The sequence below is a fragment of the Hyphococcus sp. D3-15 genome (assembly GCF_055809375.1).
Window position 1 is genome coordinate 1736223 of sequence record NZ_CM147910.1, and the last position, 23394, is coordinate 1759616.

Annotated in this window: 28 protein-coding genes and 1 pseudogene; 17 read left to right on the top strand and 12 right to left on the bottom strand. The window is 59.5% G+C overall.

The window, feature by feature from the left end; translation table 11 throughout:
• Positions 1 to 18 precede the first annotated feature (18 nt).
• Positions 19 to 435, top strand: coding sequence for a VOC family protein (locus AC0L8G_RS08595; RefSeq protein ID WP_473388376.1), 417 nt, complete (start codon positions 19 to 21; stop codon positions 433 to 435).
• A gap of 15 nt (positions 436 to 450) precedes the next feature.
• On the opposite strand, the gene trxB is transcribed toward AC0L8G_RS08595, so the two are convergent.
• A complete protein-coding gene (gene trxB, locus AC0L8G_RS08600) occupies positions 451 to 1407 on the bottom strand; it encodes a thioredoxin-disulfide reductase (protein ID WP_473388378.1) in 957 nt (318 codons plus the stop codon).
• Between the two features lie 206 nt (positions 1408 to 1613).
• On the opposite strand from trxB, the gene AC0L8G_RS08605 reads away from it, so the two are divergent.
• From AC0L8G_RS08605 to AC0L8G_RS08630, 6 genes are all read left to right on the top strand, one after another.
• A complete protein-coding gene (locus AC0L8G_RS08605) occupies positions 1614 to 2747 on the top strand; it encodes a homogentisate 1,2-dioxygenase (RefSeq protein WP_473388379.1) in 1134 nt (377 codons plus the stop codon).
• Position 2748: 1 nt separating this feature from the next.
• Positions 2749 to 2997, top strand: a complete 249-nt coding sequence (locus tag AC0L8G_RS08610; protein ID WP_473388380.1) for a DUF6980 family protein — start codon at positions 2749 to 2751, stop codon at positions 2995 to 2997.
• Positions 2994 to 4010, top strand: a complete 1017-nt coding sequence (locus tag AC0L8G_RS08615) for a fumarylacetoacetate hydrolase family protein (RefSeq protein ID WP_473388381.1) — start codon at positions 2994 to 2996, stop codon at positions 4008 to 4010. Before AC0L8G_RS08610 ends, AC0L8G_RS08615 begins: the two co-directional genes overlap by 4 nt.
• A gap of 34 nt (positions 4011 to 4044) precedes the next feature.
• The gene (locus AC0L8G_RS08620) at positions 4045 to 6069 is read left to right on the top strand and encodes a TonB-dependent receptor (protein ID WP_473388383.1); all 2025 of its coding nucleotides are present in this window, start codon (positions 4045 to 4047) and stop codon (positions 6067 to 6069) included.
• Between the two features lie 79 nt (positions 6070 to 6148).
• Positions 6149 to 7054, top strand: a complete 906-nt coding sequence (locus AC0L8G_RS08625) for an alpha/beta hydrolase (RefSeq protein WP_473388384.1) — start codon at positions 6149 to 6151, stop codon at positions 7052 to 7054.
• An 11-nt stretch (positions 7055 to 7065) separates the two neighbouring features.
• The gene (locus AC0L8G_RS08630; protein ID WP_473388386.1) at positions 7066 to 7323 is read left to right on the top strand and encodes a hypothetical protein; all 258 of its coding nucleotides are present in this window, start codon (positions 7066 to 7068) and stop codon (positions 7321 to 7323) included.
• 64 nt (positions 7324 to 7387) lie between these two features.
• On the opposite strand, the gene AC0L8G_RS08635 is transcribed toward AC0L8G_RS08630, so the two are convergent.
• On the bottom strand, positions 7388 to 7756 hold the full coding sequence (locus AC0L8G_RS08635; RefSeq protein ID WP_473388388.1) for a YMGG-like glycine zipper-containing protein: 369 nt from the start codon (positions 7754 to 7756) through the stop codon (positions 7388 to 7390).
• A 241-nt stretch (positions 7757 to 7997) separates the two neighbouring features.
• Between AC0L8G_RS08635 and AC0L8G_RS08640 the strand changes: the two genes are divergently transcribed.
• The 4 genes from AC0L8G_RS08640 (at position 7998) to AC0L8G_RS08655 (ending at position 10592) form a co-directional block, all read left to right on the top strand.
• Complete coding sequence (locus tag AC0L8G_RS08640; RefSeq protein ID WP_473388390.1) at positions 7998 to 9035, top strand: NADP-dependent oxidoreductase; 1038 nt, start codon at positions 7998 to 8000, stop codon at positions 9033 to 9035.
• Between the two features lie 92 nt (positions 9036 to 9127).
• A complete protein-coding gene (locus tag AC0L8G_RS08645; protein ID WP_473388391.1) occupies positions 9128 to 9616 on the top strand; it encodes a CC0125/CC1285 family lipoprotein in 489 nt (162 codons plus the stop codon).
• Positions 9617 to 9621: 5 nt separating this feature from the next.
• Positions 9622 to 10158, top strand: coding sequence for a cupin domain-containing protein (locus AC0L8G_RS08650; RefSeq protein WP_473388392.1), 537 nt, complete (start codon positions 9622 to 9624; stop codon positions 10156 to 10158).
• Positions 10159 to 10172: 14 nt separating this feature from the next.
• The gene (locus AC0L8G_RS08655; RefSeq protein WP_473388393.1) at positions 10173 to 10592 is read left to right on the top strand and encodes a PaaI family thioesterase; all 420 of its coding nucleotides are present in this window, start codon (positions 10173 to 10175) and stop codon (positions 10590 to 10592) included.
• On the opposite strand, the gene rsmA is transcribed toward AC0L8G_RS08655, so the two are convergent.
• The 7 genes from rsmA to AC0L8G_RS08690 all read right to left on the bottom strand — a co-directional run bounded on the left by rsmA (position 10589) and on the right by AC0L8G_RS08690 (position 18430).
• On the bottom strand, positions 10589 to 11425 hold the full coding sequence (rsmA, locus tag AC0L8G_RS08660; RefSeq protein WP_473388395.1) for a 16S rRNA (adenine(1518)-N(6)/adenine(1519)-N(6))-dimethyltransferase RsmA: 837 nt from the start codon (positions 11423 to 11425) through the stop codon (positions 10589 to 10591). The two genes, AC0L8G_RS08655 and rsmA, sit on opposite strands and share 4 nt — an antisense overlap.
• Positions 11422 to 12429 carry a 4-hydroxythreonine-4-phosphate dehydrogenase PdxA gene (gene pdxA / locus AC0L8G_RS08665; RefSeq protein ID WP_473388396.1) on the bottom strand — a complete coding sequence of 336 codons (1008 nt, stop codon included), beginning with the start codon at positions 12427 to 12429 and terminating at the stop codon, positions 11422 to 11424. The genes rsmA and pdxA overlap by 4 nt, the downstream gene beginning before the upstream one ends.
• Positions 12430 to 12436: 7 nt before the next feature.
• On the bottom strand, positions 12437 to 13714 hold the full coding sequence (locus AC0L8G_RS08670; RefSeq protein ID WP_473388397.1) for a peptidylprolyl isomerase: 1278 nt from the start codon (positions 13712 to 13714) through the stop codon (positions 12437 to 12439).
• A gap of 113 nt (positions 13715 to 13827) precedes the next feature.
• Positions 13828 to 14358 carry an LPS assembly protein LptD gene (gene lptD / locus AC0L8G_RS08675; protein WP_473388399.1) on the bottom strand — a complete coding sequence of 177 codons (531 nt, stop codon included), beginning with the start codon at positions 14356 to 14358 and terminating at the stop codon, positions 13828 to 13830.
• 40 nt (positions 14359 to 14398) lie between these two features.
• Positions 14399 to 16108 (bottom strand): LPS-assembly protein LptD, encoded by a 1710-nt coding sequence (locus AC0L8G_RS08680; RefSeq protein ID WP_473388400.1) that lies wholly within the window; start codon positions 16106 to 16108, stop codon positions 14399 to 14401.
• Positions 16109 to 16208: 100 nt separating this feature from the next.
• Positions 16209 to 17315, bottom strand: coding sequence for an LPS export ABC transporter permease LptG (lptG, locus tag AC0L8G_RS08685; RefSeq protein WP_473388401.1), 1107 nt, complete (start codon positions 17313 to 17315; stop codon positions 16209 to 16211).
• Positions 17315 to 18430, bottom strand: coding sequence for an LptF/LptG family permease (locus tag AC0L8G_RS08690; protein WP_473388403.1), 1116 nt, complete (start codon positions 18428 to 18430; stop codon positions 17315 to 17317). The genes lptG and AC0L8G_RS08690 overlap by 1 nt, the downstream gene beginning before the upstream one ends.
• Positions 18431 to 18573: 143 nt before the next feature.
• Between AC0L8G_RS08690 and AC0L8G_RS08695 the strand changes: the two genes are divergently transcribed.
• The 4 genes from AC0L8G_RS08695 to AC0L8G_RS08710 are packed head-to-tail and all read left to right on the top strand — an operon-like array spanning position 18574 to position 21317.
• Entirely contained in the window at positions 18574 to 20064 is a 1491-nt protein-coding gene (locus tag AC0L8G_RS08695) for a leucyl aminopeptidase (protein WP_473388404.1), read from the top strand.
• Positions 20065 to 20084: 20 nt separating this feature from the next.
• Positions 20085 to 20519, top strand: a complete 435-nt coding sequence (locus tag AC0L8G_RS08700) for a DUF1499 domain-containing protein (RefSeq protein ID WP_473388405.1) — start codon at positions 20085 to 20087, stop codon at positions 20517 to 20519.
• Positions 20520 to 20522: 3 nt separating this feature from the next.
• Complete coding sequence (locus AC0L8G_RS08705) at positions 20523 to 20972, top strand: DNA polymerase III subunit chi (protein ID WP_473388406.1); 450 nt, start codon at positions 20523 to 20525, stop codon at positions 20970 to 20972.
• A 3-nt stretch (positions 20973 to 20975) separates the two neighbouring features.
• Positions 20976 to 21317, top strand: a complete 342-nt coding sequence (locus AC0L8G_RS08710; protein ID WP_473388408.1) for a TraR/DksA family transcriptional regulator — start codon at positions 20976 to 20978, stop codon at positions 21315 to 21317.
• Here the strand turns inward: AC0L8G_RS08710 and AC0L8G_RS08715 are convergent.
• Positions 21314 to 22249, bottom strand: coding sequence for a calcium/sodium antiporter (locus tag AC0L8G_RS08715; protein ID WP_473388409.1), 936 nt, complete (start codon positions 22247 to 22249; stop codon positions 21314 to 21316). The two genes, AC0L8G_RS08710 and AC0L8G_RS08715, sit on opposite strands and share 4 nt — an antisense overlap.
• 152 nt (positions 22250 to 22401) lie before the next feature.
• A complete protein-coding gene (locus AC0L8G_RS08720; protein ID WP_473388410.1) occupies positions 22402 to 22683 on the bottom strand; it encodes a chorismate mutase in 282 nt (93 codons plus the stop codon).
• 150 nt (positions 22684 to 22833) lie between these two features.
• Here AC0L8G_RS08720 and AC0L8G_RS08725 point away from each other — a divergent pair.
• Positions 22834 to 23028, top strand: a pseudogene (locus tag AC0L8G_RS08725) (hypothetical protein); the annotation flags it as partial.
• Positions 23028 to 23222 carry a hypothetical protein gene (locus tag AC0L8G_RS08730; protein WP_473388953.1) on the top strand — a complete coding sequence of 65 codons (195 nt, stop codon included), beginning with the start codon at positions 23028 to 23030 and terminating at the stop codon, positions 23220 to 23222. The pseudogene AC0L8G_RS08725 and the gene AC0L8G_RS08730, both read left to right, overlap by 1 nt.
• Here AC0L8G_RS08730 and AC0L8G_RS08735 read toward each other — a convergent pair.
• Positions 23219 to 23386, bottom strand: a complete 168-nt coding sequence (locus AC0L8G_RS08735; RefSeq protein ID WP_473388955.1) for a hypothetical protein — start codon at positions 23384 to 23386, stop codon at positions 23219 to 23221. The two genes, AC0L8G_RS08730 and AC0L8G_RS08735, sit on opposite strands and share 4 nt — an antisense overlap.
• Positions 23387 to 23394: the final 8 nt, after the last annotated feature.

The following is a 23394-nucleotide window of genomic DNA, read 5'->3' on the forward strand; positions in this document are numbered from 1 at the left end:
CCGACCGGGGAGAGAACCATGAGCTTGAATATCTATCTGACCTTCGACGGAAATTGCGAAGAGGCGTTTGATTTTTATAAATCCGTCTTTGGCGGCGACTACATCATCAAGCAACGATTTGCCGACGGACCGCCTGACATGGCGGGTGTCGCCAAAGACGAGTTGAACCGCATCATGCATGTGTCGCTGCCTGTCGATGGCGGCGTGCTGCAAGGGTCGGACACTGCGCAAGGCCATGCGGAATCTTTTGTGCGCGGTACAAACTTCTCAATAAACTATTCGCCGCCTTCACGCGCTGAGGCGGATGCGGTCTACGCCAAGTTAAAATCAGGCGGAGTGGAAACCATGCCGATGCAGGAGACCTTTTGGGGCTCCTATTTCGGCATGTGCACGGACAAATTCGGCGTCCAGTGGATGGTCAATCACGGCCTGTAAAAGAGCTTGGCCGGATTATTCCGCTGCGGCGAGACCGGCGTCTTCCGCTGCGAGGAATTTTTCGACTTCAAGCGCCGCCATGCAGCCCATGCCGGCGGCGGTCACCGCCTGGCGATAGATGTCGTCAGTAACATCGCCCGCAGCGTAGACGCCGGGAATTTCGGTCGCGGTCGAGTCCGGTTTGGTGATCAAATAACCATGATCCTTCATCGCCAGCTTGCCCTCGAACAGTTCGGTCGACGGCTTGTGTCCGATCGCAATGAAGACGCCATCTGCGCTGATTTCTTTCGTCTCGCCCGTCTGCGCATGTTTCAGACGCGCGCCAGTGACGCCCAGCGGGTTTTCATCGCCGAGAATTTCATCAAGCGCGTGATCCCAGACAATCTCAACATTTTCCTTGTTGAACAAACGCGTCTGCAGGATTTTCTCCGCGCGCAACTCATTGCGCCGATGCACAAGCGTCACTTTTTTGGCGAGGCCGGAGAGATACAGCGCTTCTTCAACAGCGGTATTGCCGCCGCCAACGACGATCACATCCTTGCCGCGATAGAAAAATCCGTCGCAGGTGGCGCAGGCGGAAACGCCGAAGCCCTGGAATTTTTGTTCGGACGGCAAGCCGAGCCATTTCGCTTGCGCGCCCGTGGCGATGATCAATGTTTCGGCGACATAGGTTTCGCCGCCATCGCCCTTCAGGGTGAAGGGGCGCTTGGAAATGTCGACATCGGTGATGAGGTCCTGCGCGAATTCCGTCCCCACATGTTCGGCCTGTTTTTGCATCTGCTCCATCAGCCATGGACCCTGAATGACGTCTGCAAAACCGGGATAGTTCTCCACATCAGTGGTGATGGTCATCTGGCCGCCAGGCTGCATGCCATGCACCAGGAGGGGTTTCAGCCCTGCGCGGGCGGCATAGATCGCGGCGGTGAGTCCGGCAGGGCCGGAGCCCAGAATCAACAAACGGGTCTTTTTCACGGGGATCCTCAAATGCAATCAGGCCCTAAAAGATAGGCCCGCCAATTCAGCGGACAAGCCGCGCTCGCACAGGCGTTACCAAAGGCTCGGCATGAGGGAAAGGGCGGCTTTTCCCCGCAGCTTCACGGGCCTATTGCGGCGGCATCGGATAAATGGTAACAAATGTTACTAATTTTGGCGACGCGAGATCGCCTGAAGGAGACGCTATGGCGAGAAAATGGATCACCCCAAGCCGGGTCGAGGGCGAGAGCTCAAGGCAAGCCCATGCGGACATGCCGGCGGGAACCTATGAGCGGGAGATTTCCAAAGAAGGGTTTTTCGGCCCCGCCGCCTTTATGCATCACAAGCGCCCGCCAACAGGATGGGTGAATTTCGAAGGCCCGTTGCGCCCGCGCGCTTTTGACCTTGCAGCGATGAAAGGCGCCAGTGCGTCGCCCTGGAGCGCGCCGCGCATTTTGCACAACAGCGCGACGGAATTGCGATTCTGGAAACTGGATCAGGCGATGCCGGCGCTGGCGCGCAATGGCGACGGCGATCAGCTGCTGTTCGTGCATGAAGGGCAGGGCGATCTGTTCTGCGATTACGGGCAACTCGCTTTCGAGCCCGGCGACTATCTCATGCTGCCGCGCGGAACCATGTGGCGGCTGGCGCCGTCGTCGCCTGCATCGATCCTGATGATCGAAGCGACAAACAACCATTATACCCTGCCGGACAAGGGACTGCTCGGACCTCATGCGATTTTCGATCCGGCGATGCTGGAGACGCCGAAGATCAATGACGCGTTCAAGGCCCATCAGGGCGATGATGGCGAAACGCGGGTGGAAATCAAAAAACGCGGCGAAGTCTCCGTTGCGACTTATCCCTATAACCCGCTGGACGTTGTTGGCTGGCATGGCGAACTGTCGCCAGTGCGGCTCAATGTGCGAGACATCCGCCCGATCATGTCGCATCGTTATCATGTGCCGCCTTCAGCGCACACGACGTTCCTGTCGGACAGGTTTGTGGTCTGCACATTTGCGCCGCGCCCGTTCGAGACCGATCCCGGCGCGCTCAAAGTCCCGTTCTTCCACAATAATGACGACTATGATGAAGTGCTGTTTTATCATGCGGGAGATTTCTTCAGCCGTGATAATATCGATGCGGGGATGATGACGTTTCATCCCTCGGGCTTCACCCATGGGCCGCATCCAAAGGCGCTCAAGAATATGCTGACGCAGAAAAAAACGGCGACCGATGAATATGCGGTGATGATAGACACCCGCGATCCGCTGGACATTGGCGAAAGCGCAGGCGCGGTTGAAAACCCGGATTATGTGAATAGCTGGCGGACACAGGACTGAAATGACGCGAACACAACACCCGGATCCGGACTCGCTTTGCTGTGAATCCATGCAGGCGGCGCTGGAGATGAACTGTTCGGAACATAATGATCCGTTTGAGTGCCCGGACAGCCTCATCGCCTATAATGAAGGCTTCAATCAATATGCGCTGATTGTTCATGATGGTGGAACGAGCGTTGTCTTGATCCGCTATTGCCCATGGTGCGGCGCGGCGCTTGGCGCGGCATCCGATGAAGAGGAAGAAGCATGAAACTTGCATCCTTAAAAGGCGGCCGCGACGGGCGGCTTGTCATCGTGTCGAATGATTTGACACGCTACACCGACGCTGCGCGCATTGCGCCCACCCTGCAGGCGGCGCTGGACGACTGGGCGAGTTACGAGCCGGGATTGCGTGAACTGGCGCAAGGCCTTGAGACAGGGTCGGTTCCCGTCGAAAGGTTTCATGAACGCGAATGTGCGTCGCCCTTGCCGCGCGCCTATCAATGGGCTGATGGGTCGGCTTACATCAATCACGTTGAACTTGTCCGTAAAGCGCGCGGCGCGGAAGTGCCTGCGAGTTTTTACGAGGATCCGCTGATGTATCAGGGCGGATCGGACTCCTTTCTCGGGCCGCGTGATGACATTTTGATGCCGCAGGATGAAGGCTGGGGCATCGACATGGAGGCGGAGATTGCTGTCATCACCGGTGACGTGCCCATGGGCGTCTCGGCGGACGAGGCGAAGGACCATATCCGTCTTATCATGCTTGTGAATGATGTTTCCCTGCGCGGCTTGATACCAGGGGAACTCGCAAAAGGGTTCGGGTTTTTCCAGTCGAAGCCATCTTCCGCGTTCAGCCCGGTCGCGGTAACGCCCGATGCGCTGGGCGATGCGTGGGACGGCGCCGCGCTGCATCTGCCATTGCTGGTGCGCTATAATGGCGAACCGTTCGGGCAGGCCAATGCGGGCAAGGATTTGACCTTCAACTTCGCGCAATTGATTGCCCATGCCGCGAAATCCAGGCCATTGGGCGCCGGCACGGTGATCGGCTCGGGCACGGTCTCGAACAAGCTCGATGGCGGCCCCGGCAAACCCATCGCCGAGGGCGGCGACGGCTATTCCTGCATCGCCGAAATCCGCATGATCGAGACAATCTATGAGGGCAAGCCGAAAACCCCCTTCATGAAATTTGGCGATCAAGTTGAGATCAAGATGAAGGACAAGGCCAATCACTCGATTTTCGGATCGATTTCCCAAAGAGTGGCGAAATACGAGCGGAAATAGTAAGGCTGGGCGCGCAGCTAGAAGAGTGTGTGCTTTGAAACGGTTTTCCGCGTTGTCTATCGGTTTGTTGGCGGCGTCTTGTCTGACGCCTGTATTTGCAGAAGACGCGATTGTCGTCACCGCCGCGCGGCGCGCGCAGGCTTTGTCCGAGGTGCCACAAAGCATCACGGCGATCTCGCAGGATGAACTCCAGCTTATAGACGCCGACCATATCGCTGAAGCGCTGGCGCGCGCGCCGGGGGTGTCCTTGCATCGTGGTTCAGGCGCGGAGCATTTGACGGCGATCCGCTCGCCGGTTCTGTCAGGCGGGGCGGGCGCGGGGTCGTTTCTCTATCTCGAAAACGGCGTGCCGATCCGCTCTGCGGGCTTCGCGAATATCAACGGATTGTTCGACGCGCATTTTGAAATCGCCGAACGCATCGAAATTGTCCGCGGTCCTTCCGGCGCGTTGTATGGCGCGAATGCGATCCATGGCGTCGTCAATGTGTTGACGCCGTCGCCATCCAAAGAGCCGTCGGTTTTTGCGGAAGCCTTTGGCGACACGCAGGAGCGGTTCAAATTTAAAGGCAGCGTTTCGGATACAAATGGCGCCCATGGGTTCTACGCCGCCGCCTCAATGACGACGGAAGAGGGCTACCGCGTTGATGCGGGGCTTGATCAACAAAAATTCACCCTGCGTCACCTTTATGATGATGGCGGCGTCAGCGTCGATACGATTTTTTCTTTCGACAATCTTGAGCAGGAAACCGCAGGATTCATTTTCGGCGCCGCGACGCTGAAGGATCGCGACTTGCGCCGCACCAATGATTTTCCGCAAGCATATCGCGACGCCAAGGCGGCGCGGCTGCAATCAACGATCGAGTTTGATGCAGGCGAACATACACGCATTCAGATTACCCCGTATGGCCGCTGGAACGAGATGGCGTTTCCGCAGCATTTCCTCCCGTCCAACGCCCTTGAGGAGAATGGACATTGGAGCGTCGGCGTGCAGAGCGCGGTCTTTCACGATGCGGGCGCGCTGTCGCTGACCGCCGGCATCGACGCGGAATATACGGACGGCTATCTGTATGAATTTCAGTCCGCCCCGCGGATATTCTCATACACCCAGGGTTTGCATTACGACTATGACGTCAAGGCCGTGAATGCGTCGGGTTTTGTTCAGGCTGACTATGCGCTTGGGCCGCGCACGACCGCGACAGCGGCGGTGCGCATCGACGGTACGATTTACGACTATGACAATCTGACCGACAGCGGGATAGAGGGTCGCTTTTTGCGATTGCCGAACCAGACGGACAAATTCGTCACGGCGAGTCCGAAATTTTCACTGCGCCATGAACTCAGTGACGATGCGACGGTCTATGCAAGTTATGCGCGCGGCGCGCGTCCGCCGCAGACAACGGATTTATACCGGTTGCAAATTAATCAGACCGGAGATCAGGCGCGACCGGAAACAATTGATGCGGTGGAGCTTGGTCTGCGCGCGGCGCTTGGCGAACGGATCAATATCGAACTCGCCGGCTTCTTCATGGACAAGAATAATTTCTTCTTCCGCGACGCTGACGGCTTCAATGTCGCAGACGGCAAGACGCGACATGTGGGCGTTGAGGCGGATGTAAGCATTGCGTTGCATGAAACGCTGACGCTGCACAGCGCCGCGACTTACGCGCGGCACACTTATCGCTTCGACCGAAATCCGCTGGATACGCCGGACGTCGTCAATGAAGACATCTCCTTTGGCGACGATGTGGATACGGCGCCGCGGGTCATCGCCAATACGCGGCTTAGCTGGCGGCCAATTGATCGTCTTCGCGCGGAAGCGGAATGGGTGTCGATGGGGTCGTATTTCACGGATGCAGCCAATGAGCATGATTATGGCGGACATAATTTGTTGCATCTGCGGGCGGAGGCGGGGCTGACGGAGTCGCTGGCGGCGTTCATTTCAGTGCGGAACGTCACCAATGCGCTTTATGCCGAGCGCGCGGATTACGCCTTCGGTGAAGACCGGTACTTCCCCGGTGAAACGCGAACATTCGGTTTTGGGTTGCGGTACCGCAACTAGACCAAAGCGCCGCCGGGGGCGCCGCTGAGGCTTTTCTCCCTACACCGAACCGTCTACCTTCTGAAAAAAGGGAGGCGGCATGGCGAGCATTCAGGCGGTTTTGTTCAACTGGGTTATGAGGGCGACCTTCCGGTCAAAGCCGATCCATCTCGCCGACGAAAAAGTTCTGCGCGAAAACACCGATGCTCTCGCGCCGAAGCACCCGCCCGAGGGCGTTTCACGAGAAGTCATAGCAACACCGGTGAAAGGCGAGTGGCACCGCGCCGGCGACGCCGAACCCGGCCGCACTCTGCTCTATCTTCATGGCGGCGGGTATGTGTTCGGATCGCCGAAATCCCATAGCGCATTCACCTATGCGCTGGCGAAGTCGGCGCAGGCGGAGGTCTTTTCCCTCGAATATCGCATGGCGCCGGAGCATCGCTTTCCCGCAGCAGTGGATGACGCCGTTGCGGCTTATGAATGGCTACTGGCGCAGGGGCGCGATCCTGAAAAGCTGGTGGTCGGCGGAGATTCAGCGGGCGGCGGCCTGACGCTGGCCCTGCTTTTGTCGATCAAGGCGCGCGGACTGCCAATGCCGGCGGGCGCATTATTGCTTTCGCCCTGGACGGATCTGGCGACAACAGGCGCTTCGCTCGATTCCAACGAGAAATCCGATGCGATGTTCAAAAAGGTTCATATCGTTGAAGGGGCGAAACGGTATCTTGGCGATGCTGATCCAAAAGCGCCTTTGGCTTCGCCCCTCTATGGAGATTTGGCGGGCTTGCCGCCCATGCTGATTTTTGCGAGCGAAAGCGAAGTCCTGCGCGACGACTCAACCCGGCTGAAGGAAAAGCTTGATGCCGCCGGGGTGCAGGCGAGATTAATTCTGGAAAAAGGATTGATCCATGTCTGGCCGATTTTCCCCGGGCGCTTCCCGGAGGCGATGAAGGCGATCCGCGAAGCGGCGACATTTATTCGTATGCAGACAAAAAGGGGGGCCGGCTGATGCGCGCGCAAATGGCGAAGCTCGTTCTTGCAGTTGTTCTCGACCTCGTTGATTTTACGATCGGCCGTATTCCGGGATTTGAAATTGTCGTGGACGCGGCGCTAGGGGTCGCCGCTGTGGCGCTTTGGGGATGGGCTGGCCTCTTCGCCTTTTGGGAATTGGCGGACCCGACAGGGCAGGCGGACGGGTTTGTGCCGACACTGACGCTGATCGCGCTCAGTCAGATGGGCAAGGACAAGCGACGGCCCCGGGACGAAATTCCCTCATGACAGGCAAACGGCCCGCTTTCGAGAAAGCGAGCCGTCAGCTTACGCAACAAAACTGCGTGGTTGGTTAGTAGCGGCCACGGCGCGGCGGGTTGCGGCCATATTCACGGAAAGAGCCGTCTTCCCAGTACGTGTCGCCATATTCGGGATCTTCGTAATAGTACCGACCGGAATAGCGGTCATAACGGCGGTATCCATTGTCGCGGGCGCGTCCCCAACAGGTGCCGGCGCGAGAGCAGCCCTCATAGGCGCCAAGCGCCGCGCCGACCAGCGCGCCATAGGCTGCGCCCTTGCCGGGGCTGCCGGCGAACACTTCACCAGCAATCGCGCCGCCAGCCGCGCCAAGCATTGCGCCGGTCAAGGCGCCTTCGCCCGTCGACTGGCAGCCCGTAGCGGCGAGCATCAGCGAGCCGGATGCTAAAATCAGATTTTTCATGGCCTATCTCCTTCGCATGGGGGTATGCGTGAAATTCGCTCTTGTTACTCAACCACATGCGGCCCCTACCGCTTCATGAGCAAAGATTAACCTGCCGCAAGGCGAGAATGAGGCGGAGAGGGGGCGGTTTTGGGCCAAATGGGGCGGGCTGCATCACGCTCTTGCGAGCGCCGGGGAATGCCATAGGTTGCGAGGAAACGCCCGGCGAGCAGATCCGGGACGAAGCACCAAGGAGACGGCTATGGGCGCGCGCGCATCAAAAGCGATTTTTCTGAAACAATATCCGGCGGGCATGCCGGCGGATGCGGATTTTATCGCCAGAGATATCGAGGTTGCAGCGCCGGGGCCGGGCGAAATGCTCTGCCGCACCGTTTGGATGTCTGTCGACCCTTATATGCGCGGCCGGATGCGTCCGGATGTAAAAAGCTATATCCCTCCTTTTACGCTCGACCGGCCGCTGGAAGGCGGCGCTGTGTCGGAAGTGGTCGAATCAAACATCGACGGTTTCGCGCCCGGCGATTATGTCGTCGATTTTCTCGGCGGCTGGAAGGAATATTACCTTTCCAAAGGCGAGCGCACGCAGAAAGTCGACCCGTCCATGGCGCCGTTGTCGGCCTATCTCGGGGTGCTGGGCATGCCGGGAATGACCGCGTGGGCGGGCGTCACGCAGATTCTTAAACCGAAGGAAGGCGAGACCATCTTTGTTTCCGGCGCAGCCGGGGCGGTTGGCTCCGTTGTCTGCCAGCTCGGAAAGGTCAAAGGCTGCCGTGTGATTGCATCTGCGGGTTCGAAAAAGAAATGCGACTGGCTCGAAAAAGAAGCGGGCGTCGACGTGGCGTTGAACTACAAGGAATATAAAAACGCCGCCGAGTTGACCAAGGCGCTTGCCGCCGCCGCGCCGAAGGGGGTCGATTGCTATTTTGAAAATGTTGGCGGCATGCATCTGGAAGCAGCGCTCAACTGCATCGCGCTTGGCGGGCGCATCGCGCTTTGCGGCATGATCGCGGCATACAACAATCAAGAGCCGGAGCCGGGGCCGCCGAACCTCATGAACCTGATCGGTCGGGGTGTTATGGCGCGGGGCTTCATCGTTTCGGAATATATGGACAAGGTTATGGAGTTTGCGATGGAAGTCGCGCCGCTTCTCGCTCAAGGCAAGATCAAGTTCCAAGAGTCCGCCTATGACGGCATCGACAAGGCGCCAGAGGCCTTTATCGGCCTGTTCAAAGGCGAGAATTTCGGCAAAGCCGTCGTGCGCGTTGGGCCGGACCGTCTTTAAGGACCGCCAGAGCCCGGCAATCCGCCCGCTATCCGGTTTTGCGCGACGGCCCGTCCAATGCTAGCTTCTACGAAAATCGGGAGGATCGTTTCATGAAACACGCGCTTGCTCTTTTCGCCGTTTTGTCCGTCGCCGCTTGCGCCACGGTTGGGCCCGCCAGCTACGGTCCGGCGGATAGCAAAGGCTTTGGCTATGAGGAAACGCGAATTGAGACTGACCGGTACCGGATCACCTATCGCGGTTCTGGCGACATGCCGCCCGAGCAAGTTGAGGACTATGCGCGCCTTCGCGCGGCCGAGCTTGCGCTGGCCAATGACTATGACTGGTTCCGCATTATCGGGCGCGACATCTCCGGCGAGCAGCGCGGCGGCGTCGGAATTGGCGCGGGTGTCGGCGGCGGTTCCTATGGCCGCCGCTCTGGTGTTGGCGTGGGCGTAAGCAGCGATCTCGGCACGATTGGCGGATATGATTATTTCACCGTCCGCATGGAAGTGTTGATGGGCTCGGGCGAGCCGCCGGAAGATGGCGACTATTATGATGCGCGCGAGATTGTCGGAAACTTTGGACCGGTCGCGGAGTAGGTCGCGTGGATTGGCAATCGCTGCGCCGGGTTATAACGGACAATAATTCCGAAGGCCGTTCTCGCATCCTGATCGATGGGGAAGCGGCGAAATTAATTGCGATGGAAGAGGCCGGGCTTGCGGAGATTTGGTCCGCAGAAGTCAGCGGCGGCCGGCTTCTTGATGCGACCGACAAGCTTGCGACGACGGATTTGAAACTGGAGCCTGATCCGGGTTCCGTGAAAGTCCGCTGGTTCACGATTGCGCCGGAGGACAAGAGCAAGTCTCTGGAAGAATTGGAAGCGGGCGCTGCATTTGCCTTTGGCGCAATTGGCGCCGCGCATTGCCGGGTGGATACGACTCGCAGTCCGGCGATGCACAAAACCGACTCGCTTGATGTCATCATTCTTGTGAAGGGCGCTGTCGATTTGCTGGTCGATGACGGCGATGCGGTGGGATTGAAGCCTGGCGATGTCGTCATTCAACGCGCCACCAACCACGCCTGGGTCAACCATGGGGAAGAAACGGCGCTGCTTGTCGCTGTGCTCATTCACTCGGATTGACAGGGGCGAAGGTGATGGCCGAAGAAAATCTCGCCGCCGCATTCAATCAGAACAACACGCCCTTTGCCAAAATGATGGGCGTGAATATGACGCTAGTCACCAAGGAGCGGATCGAGGGCGAGCTTGAAGTCACCTCGGATCACTGCACGATACCCGCGACGTTGCATGGCGGCGCGATGATGGCCTTCGCCGACAATATGGGCGGCATCGGCGCATTCATGAATATGCCTGAAGGGTCAATGACCACGACGGTTGAAAGCAAAACCAATTTCCTGCGCGCCATCCCGGTCGGGCAAACCGCGAAAGCCGTGACCACGCCTGTGCATCTCGGCCGTACTTTGCAGGTCTGGAAAACAGAGATTTTTCGCGGCGACGGAAAGCTCGCGGCGATTGTTACGCAGACGCAAATGATCCGCGCCGCAAAAGCCGACTAGGCGGAAGCGGCCCGGGAAAAAATTTCAGCCAGCAATTTGAACTGCGCGACGCTAAGCTCTTCGGCGCGCTGTGTTTCCTTGACGCCGGCTTCTTCAAGCGCTGCAGACAGGCGCTCGCCAAGCAAAGATTTGAGACTGGAGCGCAGCATTTTCCGGCGCTGCGAAAAGGCGGCCTGCGTGACCTTTTCCAGCGCGGGCAGAAAGGCGAAAGGCGCCGCCGCCTGCTCGAATAAGACAACAGTAGATTCAACTTTTGGCGGCGGCGTGAACGCTCGCGCCGGCAGATTAAATGCGCGCGAGGGCAGGGAAGTCGCCTGTGCAATAACGGAAAGTCTGCCGAATGCTTTTGATCCGGGCGGGGCGAGGATGCGATCAGCCACTTCCTTTTGAAACATCAGCGCCATGACGGACCAGAGAGCGGGGCCCGCCTTCAGCCATTTGATCAAAAGTTCGGTGGAGATGTTGTAAGGCAGGTTCGCAACAATCTTCACCGGCGCCTGACCGCCGATAATCGCGCGCTCATCAGCACGCAACGCGTCCGCCTCGATGATTTTAAGGCGTCCGTCAAATGCAGCGGTGACATCACCAAGCGCTTCGATGCAGCGATGGTCGCGTTCAATGGCGATGACCTGCGCGCCGGTTTCCAGCAGCGCGCGCGTTAGCCCGCCGGGACCGGGTCCGATTTCAAGAACCACGTCGCCGGCGTCGACAAAGGCGGCGCGCGCGATTTTGCGCGTCATGTTGAGATCGAGAAGAAAATGCTGACCCAGCGATTTCTTGGCGCCGAGATCATATTGCTCGATCACCTCGCGCAGCGGCGGCAATTCGTTCATGCGGCGCGCCTTGCGGCCATGGCGGCGGCGAGCCTGATTGCGGCGACCAGGCTGTCGGCGCGCGCTTTTCCCTTACCGGCGATGTCGAGCGCGGTGCCATGGTCAGGCGATGTGCGCACGACAGGAAGGCCAAGCGTGACATTTACGGCTTCATGGAACGCCAGCGTTTTCGCCGGGATGAGCGCCTGGTCATGGAGCATGCACAAGGCGGCGTCATAAGTCGCGCGCGCTTCCGCGTGGAACATCGTGTCGGCGGGAAGCGGTCCGCGCGCGTCTATGCCGGCGGCTTTTAACGCCGCAACGGCAGGCGCGATGATGGCGGCGTCTTCCTTGCCGATGGCGCCCGCTTCGCCGGCATGCGGGTTGAGGCCGGAAATGGCGAGGCGCGGTTGCGCGATGCCAAAATCATGGCGCAAGGCTTCGGCGGTGACGCGCCCGGTTTGTTCGATCAAATCAGCGGTCAGAAAGTTCGCCGCCGTCACAACCGATTGGTGGATCGTCACCGGCACGGTCTTGAGCTCAGGGCCGGCGAGCATCATGACCGGGCCGCGCGTTCTGCCCTCAGGCAGGGGGGCGGCCTTGGTCAGCGCCGCGAGAAACTCCGTGTGCCCTGGAAATTGGAAACCAGCGGCCATCAACGATGCTTTTTGAATCGGATTGGTCACCACGCCGGAGGCGCCGCCGGAAAGCGTCAGCGCGACGGCTCGTTCGATGCTTTCAATCACGGCGGGCGCATTGGCGGGCGATGCCGCGCCAAATCCGCCGCTCACCTGAGTTTTCAGCGCCATGACCGGCAAGGCCGTGGAAAAGACCGCCGACGCCTCCGCAGGATCGGAGATCAGCACAATCGCGTCGCCGTCAAACAGGGCAGGGTCCGCCAGCAGAAAAAACGCCGGCCCGCTATCCTTCAATGCGCGCCAGGCGGCGAGCGATATTTCCGGACCGACGCCGCCAGGCTCGCCCATGGTCAAGGCCAGAGGGGCGGGGGCTAGGGACGCCGACATTGCTGACTTATCCGTTCGGCTGAAGGAGGTTTTTCATTCGGATGTCGACCATGGATTCGCGTTCGACATCGCGCAGATATTGCTGGCTGATCCGGCCGAGCTGGCGCGAGAAAATGCGGCTTTCCAAGGCGTCGCGCGAGGGCAGGCCGAGGCCTTCATCCTTGTCGCAGACATAGGCGGAATGATAGGCGCCGTCGGCTTCGATCACGATGGACTGATCGCCGCGATTGAGGTCTTCGATAAACGGGCGGAAGCGACCGTCAATCTGATCGAGCGTGACGTTTTCGAGCAGGCTGTAACCGACGCCGGGGCCGAGATCGATGCGCAGGGCGCGTCCGGGGCAGATTTCCGCCGTGCCGATTTTTTCCAGCGCAGCATGTGCTGTGGCGTTGCCGAGTGATTCATCGGCGGAGGCGTAAGCGAGCGTAAAGGTCGGTTCGCCCGCCACTGCGGCGGCGCGTTTGTCTCGCAGGGCGAGAATCATGAAGGCGCCTTCCGACGGAATCGGATTGGTGACGGAGCCAGGCGGCAGGTCGCGCAGCGCATTGTCGAGTTCTGCATCCAGCTCGCCGGCGCGCACCCAGCCAAGGTCGCCGCCGACCGCCGCCGTGGTGCAGGCGGAGAATTGTTGTGCGACGACGGTGAACGGAACGCCGCGGCGCATCTGTTCGATCAGTTGCATGGCGCCTTGATAATATTGTTGCGCCTGTGAGGGGTTGTCGACCGGGATGCAGATTTCGGAAACCAGAAACTGTTCCTTGCTTGCATCTTCGCGCATCCGCTCAAGGGTGTTGTCGATTTCATCATCGCTGACGCGCACTCTGTCGCGATAGCGGCCCTGAACGAGCTGCGGCCATGCAATCTGGCTGCGAACCTGTTCTTTCAGAGAGTTGATCGAAATACCGGCGCTTTCCAGCGTGCCGATCATGTCCGGCAAGGCGAGGTTCGATTGCGCCGCCATCATGGACAGTTCTTCGGTGAGTTCGCCTTCGGAGACGATCAGATCGTATTTTGCGGTTTCCTGAAGCTTTAGCCGCTCCTCAATGAGATCGCGGAGCGCTTGCGCTTGCACCTGAGGCAGCGCGTCCGCCGGAATCTGTCCGCCGGAAGAGATCAGCATCAGCTTCATGCGCTGGCGCACGTCGAATGTGGTGACGACTGCGTCGTTAACCACGGCGGCGACGGCGCTCGGCGGAATGCCGGAACGCTCCACAACCTGGTCGCTGGTTAGCCCTTCAGGTGAGGTTTGCTGCTGGGCTGCCGCCGGTGAAAGGGACGCCAGCATGCTGCAAGCTACTGTACAGATTAAGGAAAATCGCATTTATCGAGTTTGTCCTGTTCCTTGCCGCCACGCCCCGCTATGGGGAAAATAGACGGAATTACGGGCCGTGCAAGCGCTCAATCAACCAATGATTTCAAGGTAAAGGTGAGCAGGAAGGCATTGTCGGGCGGAAGATTGTCGGTGCGGGTGCGATTGCGGCGATAAGTCAGGCCAAAGGTCGAGCATTCATCATTATAGCCGACAGTGAAATCCTGCCGGATCGTGCGGTTGCTTTCGAGGTCCAGACGCCAGGCGCCGCCGACGGACCAGTGCCGGGCAAGCTTGACCGTGCCGCGCGCCGTCAGTTCCTCACGGCGCACCAAATTATTGGCGATATTTTCTTCATTCAGCCGGACATAACTCAAATTCGCGCGGAACCGCTTGTCGCTATAGAACGCAATCGATTCTGCGCGTTGGACATCGCCGGAGTTATTGTCGATGCGGAAACGGTTTTCGATCCCGGCTCGCGGGCCCAGCCGGACGTTCAATGACCCTACGATGTCAGAGTTTTTATCGCCAAGGCCGGATGAAAAGTCGAAGGCGTTGGTTTGCTGGACGCGGTATTGCTGCCCGACGGATCCTTCAATTGAGATGCCGTTGGAAAACACGGCGCCGACGGAAACGCCGGCATTGACGCGCTGGCCGTCTTCAAATGCGTCGTAGCCGGTCGCCTTGTTGAAATCGAACAGCCCGGCATAATCGAACTCGATGCTTTGCGAGATCCTCGTTGAGAATGTCGGAAGAGTTTCGATCAGCCAAACTGGCGACGGCCTGAACCCTTGGTTCGATGAAAAGCTGTGTGCCGCCGAGATCGCGGGTGAGCGGATATGACCATTCGATGCCGGCGGAAGGAACGAACCGGGCGAGCACTCTGTCGGTTTCGCCTGTGCTGAAACCTGGAAAGTCGTTCGCGCAGCTATTGTTGGGGTCGAAACAAACTTCCGTGCCAAGATCGAGGTCCTGATACGAAAAAATATCGCCGCGCGCTTTTGCAAAGACGTTAAAGCGGTGGCCGCCCTTGGTGATGATGTCGCGCTCCCATTCGCCCGAAAGGGTGAAGCGCTGGGAGTCGATGCCTTCAGAGCGGTATAGCGATGCGATGTTGGCGCCGAGCGACGCCTTGCCGCCGGCGATCTTCGACCGGAAATTGTGCTTGAAGTCGATCAGCGGCACGACATAGGGGATGGTCTCATAGTCATCGTCGGCGCGCAGCCCCTGAAACAAATAGGAATCTATGAAGAGGCGGGAATTGTTCGTGGTCCAGGCGACGCGCGCGTTCGAACGCAACTGGTTGGTCTGTCCGCGGTCAAGCTCCTGACGCAAGTCGCCGCGGCGCTCCACATCATATTGGCGTAGATAGTCTTTGTCGGAAACGCGCTCGAAATCATAGCTGGCGCGCCAGTTTTCGCCAAAGTCGCGATAACCGCGTCCGAACATGTGCCAGCGCGCGCCGGGAATATTTTCTCCCTGTTCGTTGTTGGAAGTGTTGTTGTATTTGATGATGCCGCCTGACAGGACGTGATAGCCGTCATTGCCGCGCCGGCGCCATTCGCCTTGCCACAGCACCCCGTCTTTCGCCATGATTTTGGGAAAGATCGTTGCATCCTGATGATTTGAGATCGCCAGATAATAAGGCAGCTCGATATTAAAGCCGAGGCGGCTGGACGCGCCGATATTCGGCGGCAGAAAACCGGACTGACGTTCGACTGAGGGATCGGGGACCTGCAAATAGGGCGCATACAGAATCGGCACGCCCTTCATCTCGAAAAAGGCGTGATGAAAGCGGACAACCTTGCGTTCATGATCCTGCGTGACGCGCAGCGCTTTGATGCGCCATGTGGGTGTCTTGCCTTCGCCCTCATCGTCGCAGACATTGCACGACGTGTAGACCGCGCGGCTCAGCCGTGTTTTGGCGCCGCGCTCGCGAATTGCGCTGTCAGCGGCGAGGCGCGCATTGTCTGCGAGCAGGGCGCTGAAATTTTCAGCGATGCCGTCGCGCAGGTCGCCGGAAAGTTCGACCCGCCCGGCAAAGGCGGTTTCCATATTGGCGTCGGTGATCGAGACGTCGCCTTCCGCGATGACAATATCGGTCGCGGGGTCATAGGTAAGCTTGTCGGCGCGCAGATAGCGCTCGCCGAAATAGGCGCGCACTTCGCCTTCGGCGACAATCGGCCCGTCATCAAATTGTCTGGTGACTGAATCTGCTTCGAACAGGACCTTGCCATTGTCCTCGCCCTCAGCAGGCGCGCCGGCCGTCGCGTCGGCTTGGGCGAAAGCGGGCCCGCTGAACCCTATCGCTGCGCCCGCCAGCACCGTGGTCATTAACAGGCGCGCAATAAGGCGGTTACAGGTCGACACGGTAGAGGGCCCTTCACGGCGCGAATCAGTACGATTGATAATTGATTAGAGTTATATGAGGCCGTTGGCGAGGTCCAGATGAGTGGGGCTTTTCAGGGCCTTAAAGGATGTTTAGCCATCTTCCAGATGGAGCAGGGTGGTTACGGCGGCCAGACTGGCGACAACAGCCGGAATCCATGCCGCCAGGGCCTCCGGAGCCATGCCGGATCTCGCCCATGGCTGTGGAAACTTCAGACAGGATATACAGGGCGAAGCCCGCAAAGACCGAGATGATGGCGAGTTTCATGGCCCCGCCGGACCGGGTGGGCCGCATGGAAAAGGCCGCCGCAATCAGCACCATGGCGAGCAGTTTCAAGGGCATGGAGCACAGATCGTGGAAGCGCATATTGTAGCGAACGGCGGGCACGCCTGCGGCTTCGGCGAGGATGATGAACCGGGGCAATTGCCAGATTGAAAGCGTCTCCGGCGGAGCGACCCGCTCGCGCAAATTGGCGGCGGTGAGGGAGGTGCGCACGGCGTAGATCGGCGTGTAGCTGCCATGATCGCTTCCGGGCGCCCGCAGCATTGCGTCATGCAGCTCCAGGGTGCGGCCCGACAGGAAGGCTTCGGCGGCGTCAATTCGCTCCAGCAAGGCGTTGCCCGTGTCGAACCGCCAGATCGTGACCTTTTCAAGCGCGGCGCGCACATCGTCGTAATTGGCTGCGTTGATGATGAGCTGGCCGTCGCCATTGCGCTGGCGAAGCCAGATACCGTCGCCGAAAATTCGCACCAGATTCTGGTCGCCGCCCATCTTGCGGCTTTTCAGGGTCTCCGCTTGTGAAAAGAGGCCGGCCGACAGAGGGTCGAGCGTTGTGATGATGACGACGCCGGATAAGGCTGAAATGAGTGCGGCCGGTGCGAGCAGGCGCCATACGGACAGGCCGGCCGAGCGCATGACCGAAATTTCAGATCGCTTGTTCAATTGATGGAACATCCAGATCGACCCGAACAGGAACACAAACGGGATAAGCGTTTGCGTGAGCGACGGCGCCCGGAGCAACGTCATGCTCACAGCGAGGCCGAAATTTCCGTCGGGCACTTTTCCAACGAAGCGCAGATTCTCGATCAAGTCGACCAGCAGGACGAGCGCCGACAGTATGACAAAAAGGCCGCCAACCGCGATCAGCGTGCGCGTGGCGATATATTGGAACAGGGTTGCCGGGGGCATCAGGCGGTCCCCGCAGATGCGGGCGGGCGACGGGCGGGCGGCGGCGCGAACAGCAGGAATGCGGCGGCGCCTGCTGCGGCGAGGGGCGGCGCATACACCATCCACACTTCGCCTGTGTCGCCAGCGGCGCTTTGCGCCACAAACCCGATCACCCGCAAGGCCAGTATCGCGCCTCCGGCGACGGCGACCCGGCCGAAATAGCCGCGCCGTGAATAAGAGCCGCCAATCAAGGCGTATAGCGCGATAAACACATAGGCAAAGGCGTAAATCGGCGATGCCAGCCGGGCGTGGCCTTCCGCAATAAGCTTCGTCGCATTGACCCGGTCATAATGTTTCGTCAGATCGGGGTTGAGTAGCTCGCTCAGATAGCGCTCTGTCATTTCGAGCTGTAACTCGCCGGTCTTTTTCTTCATCGTGGTCAGATTGATGGCCCAATCGTCAAAACGGATGATTTCGACGTCGCCTGTATAGTCCGCGAGGCTTTGGCGGCTGCCGTTCTTGAGCAGCAGGAGAGGCCCGGCGTCGGTTTCCTGCAAGACCGCACGCTGCGCCATGTAGGTGATCCGGTTCTCGGCATTGCGGTAATCATTGATCAACAGGCCGACAAACTGACCGCCGGGGCGGGCGTCGTCCACATAGACGGTGAACCCGTCGCCGGCGTCGATGAATTCCCCGCTGCGCAGGAGCGACGTCGCAAAGTCCGCTCGAATATTCGCGACCATTTGTTTCATCACCCGATAGGTGCGCGGCATCAGGTCAACATTCACATATAGCGTCGCCATCGCCGCCAGCGCGGTGATCAGCAGCAAGGGGGCGGCGAGGCGCGCGCGGCTGACGCCGGCGGCGAACATGACGGCGATCTCGCTGTCGGAATGCAGACGATAGAGCGTGTAAACGACGGCGCCGAAAAGCGCGAAAGGGATGATGACCGCCAGAAGGCTTGGAATGATCAGGACGCTCAGAAACAGAAAAACGCCGAGCCCCTGGCCGTTTTCGACGATGATTTCAATCCGCTGAAGGCTCTGCGTCATCCAGACGATCATCGTGACAGCCAGCATGATCAGTGATAGCGGGACCACGCATTGTCGCAGGATATATTTGTCCAGGCTGCTCACGGAATGGCGTCTTCCCTTATCGCGCGACGCCGCTAGAGTAGCGCCGCCGAGCCGCCCCCGGCCTAGCACGATCCGGCCCGGCGCTGAAAGCGCTGAGACAGCCGGTGCTGCAGGCAGCCAAAAGACAAGAAAAGAGGACTTTCATGCAAATCACGTTTTCCGCCGCCGCACTCCCGAAAAGCGGTGCGATTGTCATTCCCGTATTTGAAGACGGCGCCAAGCCGAAGGCGTATGGCGATCTGGACAAGGCGACGGACGGCGCCATTGAGCGGGCGGTGAAAGCGGCGGACTTCAAACCCAAAAAAGGCAAGCTGCTCGAGATTGTCGCGCCTGCCGGGCTGGCCAATAGCCGCATCGTGCTGATCGGTGCGGGACCGTCGAAGGAGTTCAGCGCTCTCGCCGCAGAAACGCTGGGCGGAAACATCGCCGGCAAATTGCTTTCCTGCAGCGACAAAAGCGCGGTGATCGCGCTCACCGGGCTCACAGTCAAAAAGCCCGCCGCTGACGAGCTCGCTGCGCGCATCGCGATCGGCGCGCGCATGAAGTGCTATCGCTTTGACAAATACCGCACCAAGGAAAAGAAAGAAGACAAGCCGGTTCTCGCAAAGATCACGGTTTCGACGTCTTCGACCAAAGCAAAAGAGGTCTATGGCGAACTCGACAAGATTGGCGATGGCGTTTTCCTCACCCGCGACCTTGTTTCGGAACCGGCGAATATCCTGTTCCCTGAAAGTTTCGCCAAACGCTGTCAGGAATTGTCCAAGCTTGGCGTAAAAGTGAAAGTGCTGGGCGAGGCGGAGATGACCAAGCTTGGCATGGGCTCGCTGCTCGGCGTCGGTCAGGGATCGCGGCGCGAGTCGAAACTCGTTGCGATGGAATGGATGGGCGGCAAAAAGGGCGATGCGCCCGTCGCGCTCGTCGGCAAAGGCGTCACATTTGATACTGGCGGCATCTCGCTGAAGCCGGGGCCCGGCATGGAAGACATGAAATGGGACATGGGCGGCGCTGGCGCCGTCACCGGCGCAATGGCGGCGCTTGCCGGCCGCAAGGCGAAGGCCAATGTGGTTGGCGTCATCGGATTGGTTGAAAACATGCCCGATGGCAACGCCCAGCGCCCCGGCGATGTCGTCACCTCGATGTCCGGTCAGACGATTGAGGTCCTCAATACCGACGCGGAAGGCCGTCTGGTGCTCGCGGACGCTTTGTGGTGGACGCAGGAAACCTACAAACCGAAGACGGTGATTGATCTGGCGACGCTGACCGGCGCAATTATCGTCGCTCTGGCGCATGAATTCGGCGGCATGTTCACCAAGGACGACAAGCTGGCCAAGGCTCTCGATGCGGCAGGCGAAGCGAGCGGCGACAAGCTGTGGCGTATGCCGTTGACCCAGACTCATGACGAGATGATCAAGTCCGAGATTGCAGACATGCAGAATATTGGCGGCAAGGGCGGTGGCTCCTCTTCCGCGGCGGCGTTTCTTGGCCGCTTCATCAAGGACGGTGTTTCCTGGGCGCATCTCGACATTGCTGGGATGGCCTGGAACACAAAAGACAAGCCGACCTGCCCGAAAGGCGGGTCAGGTTTTGGCGTGCGCTTGCTCGATGAATATGTGCGGGCCCATCACGAGGGCTGACGCCTGAAAGGGAGAGGACGATGAAGATGTTTGGATTGATTGTTCTGGGTGTTTTTGTCGTCGCTGCGCTCGGCCTTGTGGTGCTGGCGCAGCAATCCAAGTCCGGCGGCGCGCCGGGAATTATTGACGGCGCGCTCGCCCCTTGTCCCACATCTCCCAATTGCGTCTCCAGCGAGGCTGGAACGCCGGAGAGCCATCTCGTAGCGGCGTTGCCCCTTGGTGCATGGGACAAGCTAACCGCCAGCATTGATGCGGCGGGCGGTAAAGTCGTCGATGCGCGAGACGATTACATCGCGGCGGAGTTTTCCTCAAAACTCATGGGTTTTGTCGATGATGTGGAGTTTCGCAAAGGGGATGACGGGGTTCATGTTCGTTCAGCGTCACGCGTCGGCCATAGCGACATGGGCGTCAATCGCAAACGAATAGAGGCGCTGCGACTTGCGCTGGCTGAATAGATTATGACCGACATCCTTTTCTATCATCTTGAACGCGGCGCGCTTGAAGACGTGCTGCCCGGTTTGCTGGAAAAGACCCTTGAGCGCGGCTGGAAGGCGGCAGTGCGTGCGAGCACGCGCGCGAAGGTTGAAGCGCTGGACGCGTTTTTGTGGACCTATCGCGAAGAATCCTTTCTGCCGCATGGCGCGGCGGGCGACGGCGCCGGCCAGCCTGTATGGCTGACGGACGGCGATGACGTGCCGAATGGCGCCGACGTTCTGTTCCTCACTGACAATGCGAAAGCGGCGGCGGATTCTGTTGGCGGCTTCACCCGATGCGTGACGATTTTCGACGGACGCGACGATGATGCGCTCGCTGACGCTCGCAGTTTCTGGAAAGAGGCGAAAGCCGCCGGCCATGATGTCGCTTACTGGAAACAATCGCCGGAAGGGCGCTGGGAAAAGCAGAATTAGGCGATGGATCGCGCTGTACTGGAGACCTTCCGCCAAAAGCTTGTCGCGCGCCGGGAGGAACTGCGGGCGCTGTCCGCCGGTGCGAGCGAGGCGCGCAAACCGGTCGAGCTTGATCAGCAATCGGTCGGACGCTTGTCGCGACAGGATGCGCTGCAGCAGCAAGCCATGGCGAATGCGCAAGATTCCCGCCGCATCGCCGAATTGCGAAAAATCGATGCGGCGCTCAAGCGCGTCGACGAAGGAGAGTATGGCTTTTGCGCAGAATGCGGGGAAGCGATTGCGCCGAAGCGGCTAGAGATTGATCTGACAGCAACCCGCTGCGCGCCCTGCGCCAATGCGGTTTAGGCGTTGGCTGCAAGCCAGCCAATATAAGCGACATATCCGAGAGTAAGCACGCCGCCTTCCCAGCGTTCAATCCGGTTGCGGGTGAGGGCGAAAAGGATAAGCGCCGCCGTCGCCGCCAGCATCACCCAATTGTCGAAACGCACAATCGCGAGCGGCGCCGCCACCGGATGGATCAGCGCGGTCGCGCCAAGAATGCCTAATATGTTGTAGATGTTGGAGCCGACGATATTGCCGAGCGCAAGGTCGCTTTTGCCCCGCATGCTCGCCACCACGGAAGTTACAAGTTCCGGCAGCGATGTGCCGATCGCCACAATAGTGAGGCCGATCAGGGTTTGCGAAACCTGAAACGCCGTAGCAATGCCGATGGCGCCGGTCACCAGCAATTTTGCGCCGACGATCAGCAGAGCGAGGCCGGCGACGGCGAATGCGATGGATGGCAATAGCGGACGCGACGCCTCATGCGGGACGTCAAGCAACCCGGCTTCAGCAGCGCGTTTCTCCGTTACATAAGCCCAGCCGAGATAGGCGGCTAGGGCGGCCAGAAAAGCGGCGCCTGCAATGCGCCCATATTCGCCGGTCAGGGAGACGCCGATGGCGGCGATGGTGGCGACCGCCAGCGCCGGCGCATCGCGCCGGAACCCGTCACTGGCCACGGCGATTGGCGCAATCAATGCCGACAGGCCGAGGATCAGGAGAATATTAGCGATGTTCGAGCCGACGACATTGCCGACGGCGACGCCGGGCGAACCGGCAAAGGCCGCGGCGAGGCTCGACACCAATTCGGGGGAGGAAGTTCCAAACCCCACCAGCGTGATGCCGATCAACAGTTCTGACAGGCCAAACCGGCGAGCAAGCGCCGTCGCGCCGCGAATCAGAACCTCTGCGCCGATGGTGAGGAGGACAAGGCCGCCGAGAATTGAAAGCCAGAGCATCAGGTTAGCCCCTATTGTTTGAAGCGGGCATATAGGGATCGCCCGGTCCGGCGCCAGAGGGAATTAGGCCGTATGGAAATTATATTTTCAAATCCACGCCGGGGGAGGTGCGGGCGAATACTGGCCCAGGCCTGGTAAGGCTCAATTGCCTTTTAGCCGTTCCTCTTCATATTGGATTCCCAGCCAATAATCAGACGCCACAAGGCTTCCGCCATTTCCGGCGGCATGCCCGACGCTTGCGCATGCGTGCGGACCTTTTCAATGACGTCGCGATTGCGCCAGGGCACGGACGCTTCGTCAGGCGAGCGTTTGAAAACCCAGGCCCGGTCCACATAAGTCCAGCGCTCCGCGAGGAGTTCGACCAGCGCTTGATCGACACGGTCGATCTCGGCGCGCACCTCCGTCATGTCCTTGCAGTCTTCCGCTTTCGTCATGCCTGTTTCCCCTTTCGGCCCTCATGATCAACACAAATTGAACGGCGCTGCGCTTTGCGCATGTCCTTGTAAGGGCTACCATGAAGCCGGGCGAACCAGCGAGGTCAAGTCTATATGCACAAGATTATCAACCTTTGCGCCATGGCGCTCATGCTTGCCGGTTGCGCCAGCGCGCCGCGTGAGGCGTTCGATCCAAGCGACGACCCGCGCATCGGCGCTGAAGTCGCAAGAGCGTGTTCCGCCGCAACCGGCGGTTCCTCCGGGGGCTATCGAAGCATTGGCGGACGCGATGCATTTCTGACCGGCTCGACGCGGCAAAAATATTTGCTGGTGTTCTCGAGCGGGTGCGGCAGCCTTGGTTCGGCGGGCGCGATCCCGGTATTTCACAATTATGGCGGCTCCTGCCGCTATCGGGGGAGCGGGTGGAAGTCGCCGAATCCAGTTTTGGGGTCATGGGCGCTTGCACAATCCAGCATATTTACGAATGGGATGAGCATGCCGCCGACGAGGAAGAGGCGGAGGAGGAAAGCGACGCTTAGTCGGCTTTCGCTTCTTCATAGGCTTCCAGGGCGGCGAGCCAGTCAGCTTCGGTTTGTTCAATCGCGTTGACCAGAGCCGCGCGTTCTTTTTGCAGCTTGGTCGCGCGTGCGATGTTTGTTTCATACAGGCCGGGTTCTGCGAGCGCCTGATCGAGCTTGCCCAATATGTCGT

Excerpts from the sequence above, each read along its gene's own strand:
- AC0L8G_RS08640 (WP_473388390.1), top strand. The coding sequence starts at position 7,998 with ATGGGCGCGCGCGCATCAAAAGCGATTTTTCTGAAACAATATCCGGCG.
- pdxA (WP_473388396.1), bottom strand. The coding sequence starts at position 12,429 with ATGTCGGCGTCCCTAGCCCCCGCCCCTCTGGCCTTGACCATGGGCGAG.
- AC0L8G_RS08655 (WP_473388393.1), top strand. The coding sequence starts at position 10,173 with ATGGCCGAAGAAAATCTCGCCGCCGCATTCAATCAGAACAACACGCCC.
- AC0L8G_RS08645 (WP_473388391.1), top strand. The coding sequence starts at position 9,128 with ATGAAACACGCGCTTGCTCTTTTCGCCGTTTTGTCCGTCGCCGCTTGC.
- AC0L8G_RS08635 (WP_473388388.1), bottom strand. The coding sequence starts at position 7,756 with ATGAAAAATCTGATTTTAGCATCCGGCTCGCTGATGCTCGCCGCTACG.
- AC0L8G_RS08670 (WP_473388397.1), bottom strand. The coding sequence starts at position 13,714 with ATGCTGGCGTCCCTTTCACCGGCGGCAGCCCAGCAGCAAACCTCACCT.
- AC0L8G_RS08705 (WP_473388406.1), top strand. The coding sequence starts at position 20,523 with ATGACCGACATCCTTTTCTATCATCTTGAACGCGGCGCGCTTGAAGAC.
- AC0L8G_RS08615 (WP_473388381.1), top strand. The coding sequence starts at position 2,994 with ATGAAACTTGCATCCTTAAAAGGCGGCCGCGACGGGCGGCTTGTCATC.
- AC0L8G_RS08610 (WP_473388380.1), top strand. The coding sequence starts at position 2,749 with ATGACGCGAACACAACACCCGGATCCGGACTCGCTTTGCTGTGAATCC.
- AC0L8G_RS08630 (WP_473388386.1), top strand. The coding sequence starts at position 7,066 with ATGGCGAAGCTCGTTCTTGCAGTTGTTCTCGACCTCGTTGATTTTACG.
- AC0L8G_RS08700 (WP_473388405.1), top strand. The coding sequence starts at position 20,085 with ATGAAGATGTTTGGATTGATTGTTCTGGGTGTTTTTGTCGTCGCTGCG.
- lptG (WP_473388401.1), bottom strand. The coding sequence starts at position 17,315 with ATGCCCCCGGCAACCCTGTTCCAATATATCGCCACGCGCACGCTGATC.
- AC0L8G_RS08720 (WP_473388410.1), bottom strand. The coding sequence starts at position 22,683 with ATGACGAAAGCGGAAGACTGCAAGGACATGACGGAGGTGCGCGCCGAG.
- AC0L8G_RS08715 (WP_473388409.1), bottom strand. The coding sequence starts at position 22,249 with ATGCTCTGGCTTTCAATTCTCGGCGGCCTTGTCCTCCTCACCATCGGC.
- AC0L8G_RS08710 (WP_473388408.1), top strand. The coding sequence starts at position 20,976 with ATGGATCGCGCTGTACTGGAGACCTTCCGCCAAAAGCTTGTCGCGCGC.
- rsmA (WP_473388395.1), bottom strand. The coding sequence starts at position 11,425 with ATGAACGAATTGCCGCCGCTGCGCGAGGTGATCGAGCAATATGATCTC.
- AC0L8G_RS08695 (WP_473388404.1), top strand. The coding sequence starts at position 18,574 with ATGCAAATCACGTTTTCCGCCGCCGCACTCCCGAAAAGCGGTGCGATT.
- AC0L8G_RS08605 (WP_473388379.1), top strand. The coding sequence starts at position 1,614 with ATGGCGAGAAAATGGATCACCCCAAGCCGGGTCGAGGGCGAGAGCTCA.
- AC0L8G_RS08625 (WP_473388384.1), top strand. The coding sequence starts at position 6,149 with ATGGCGAGCATTCAGGCGGTTTTGTTCAACTGGGTTATGAGGGCGACC.
- AC0L8G_RS08595 (WP_473388376.1), top strand. The coding sequence starts at position 19 with ATGAGCTTGAATATCTATCTGACCTTCGACGGAAATTGCGAAGAGGCG.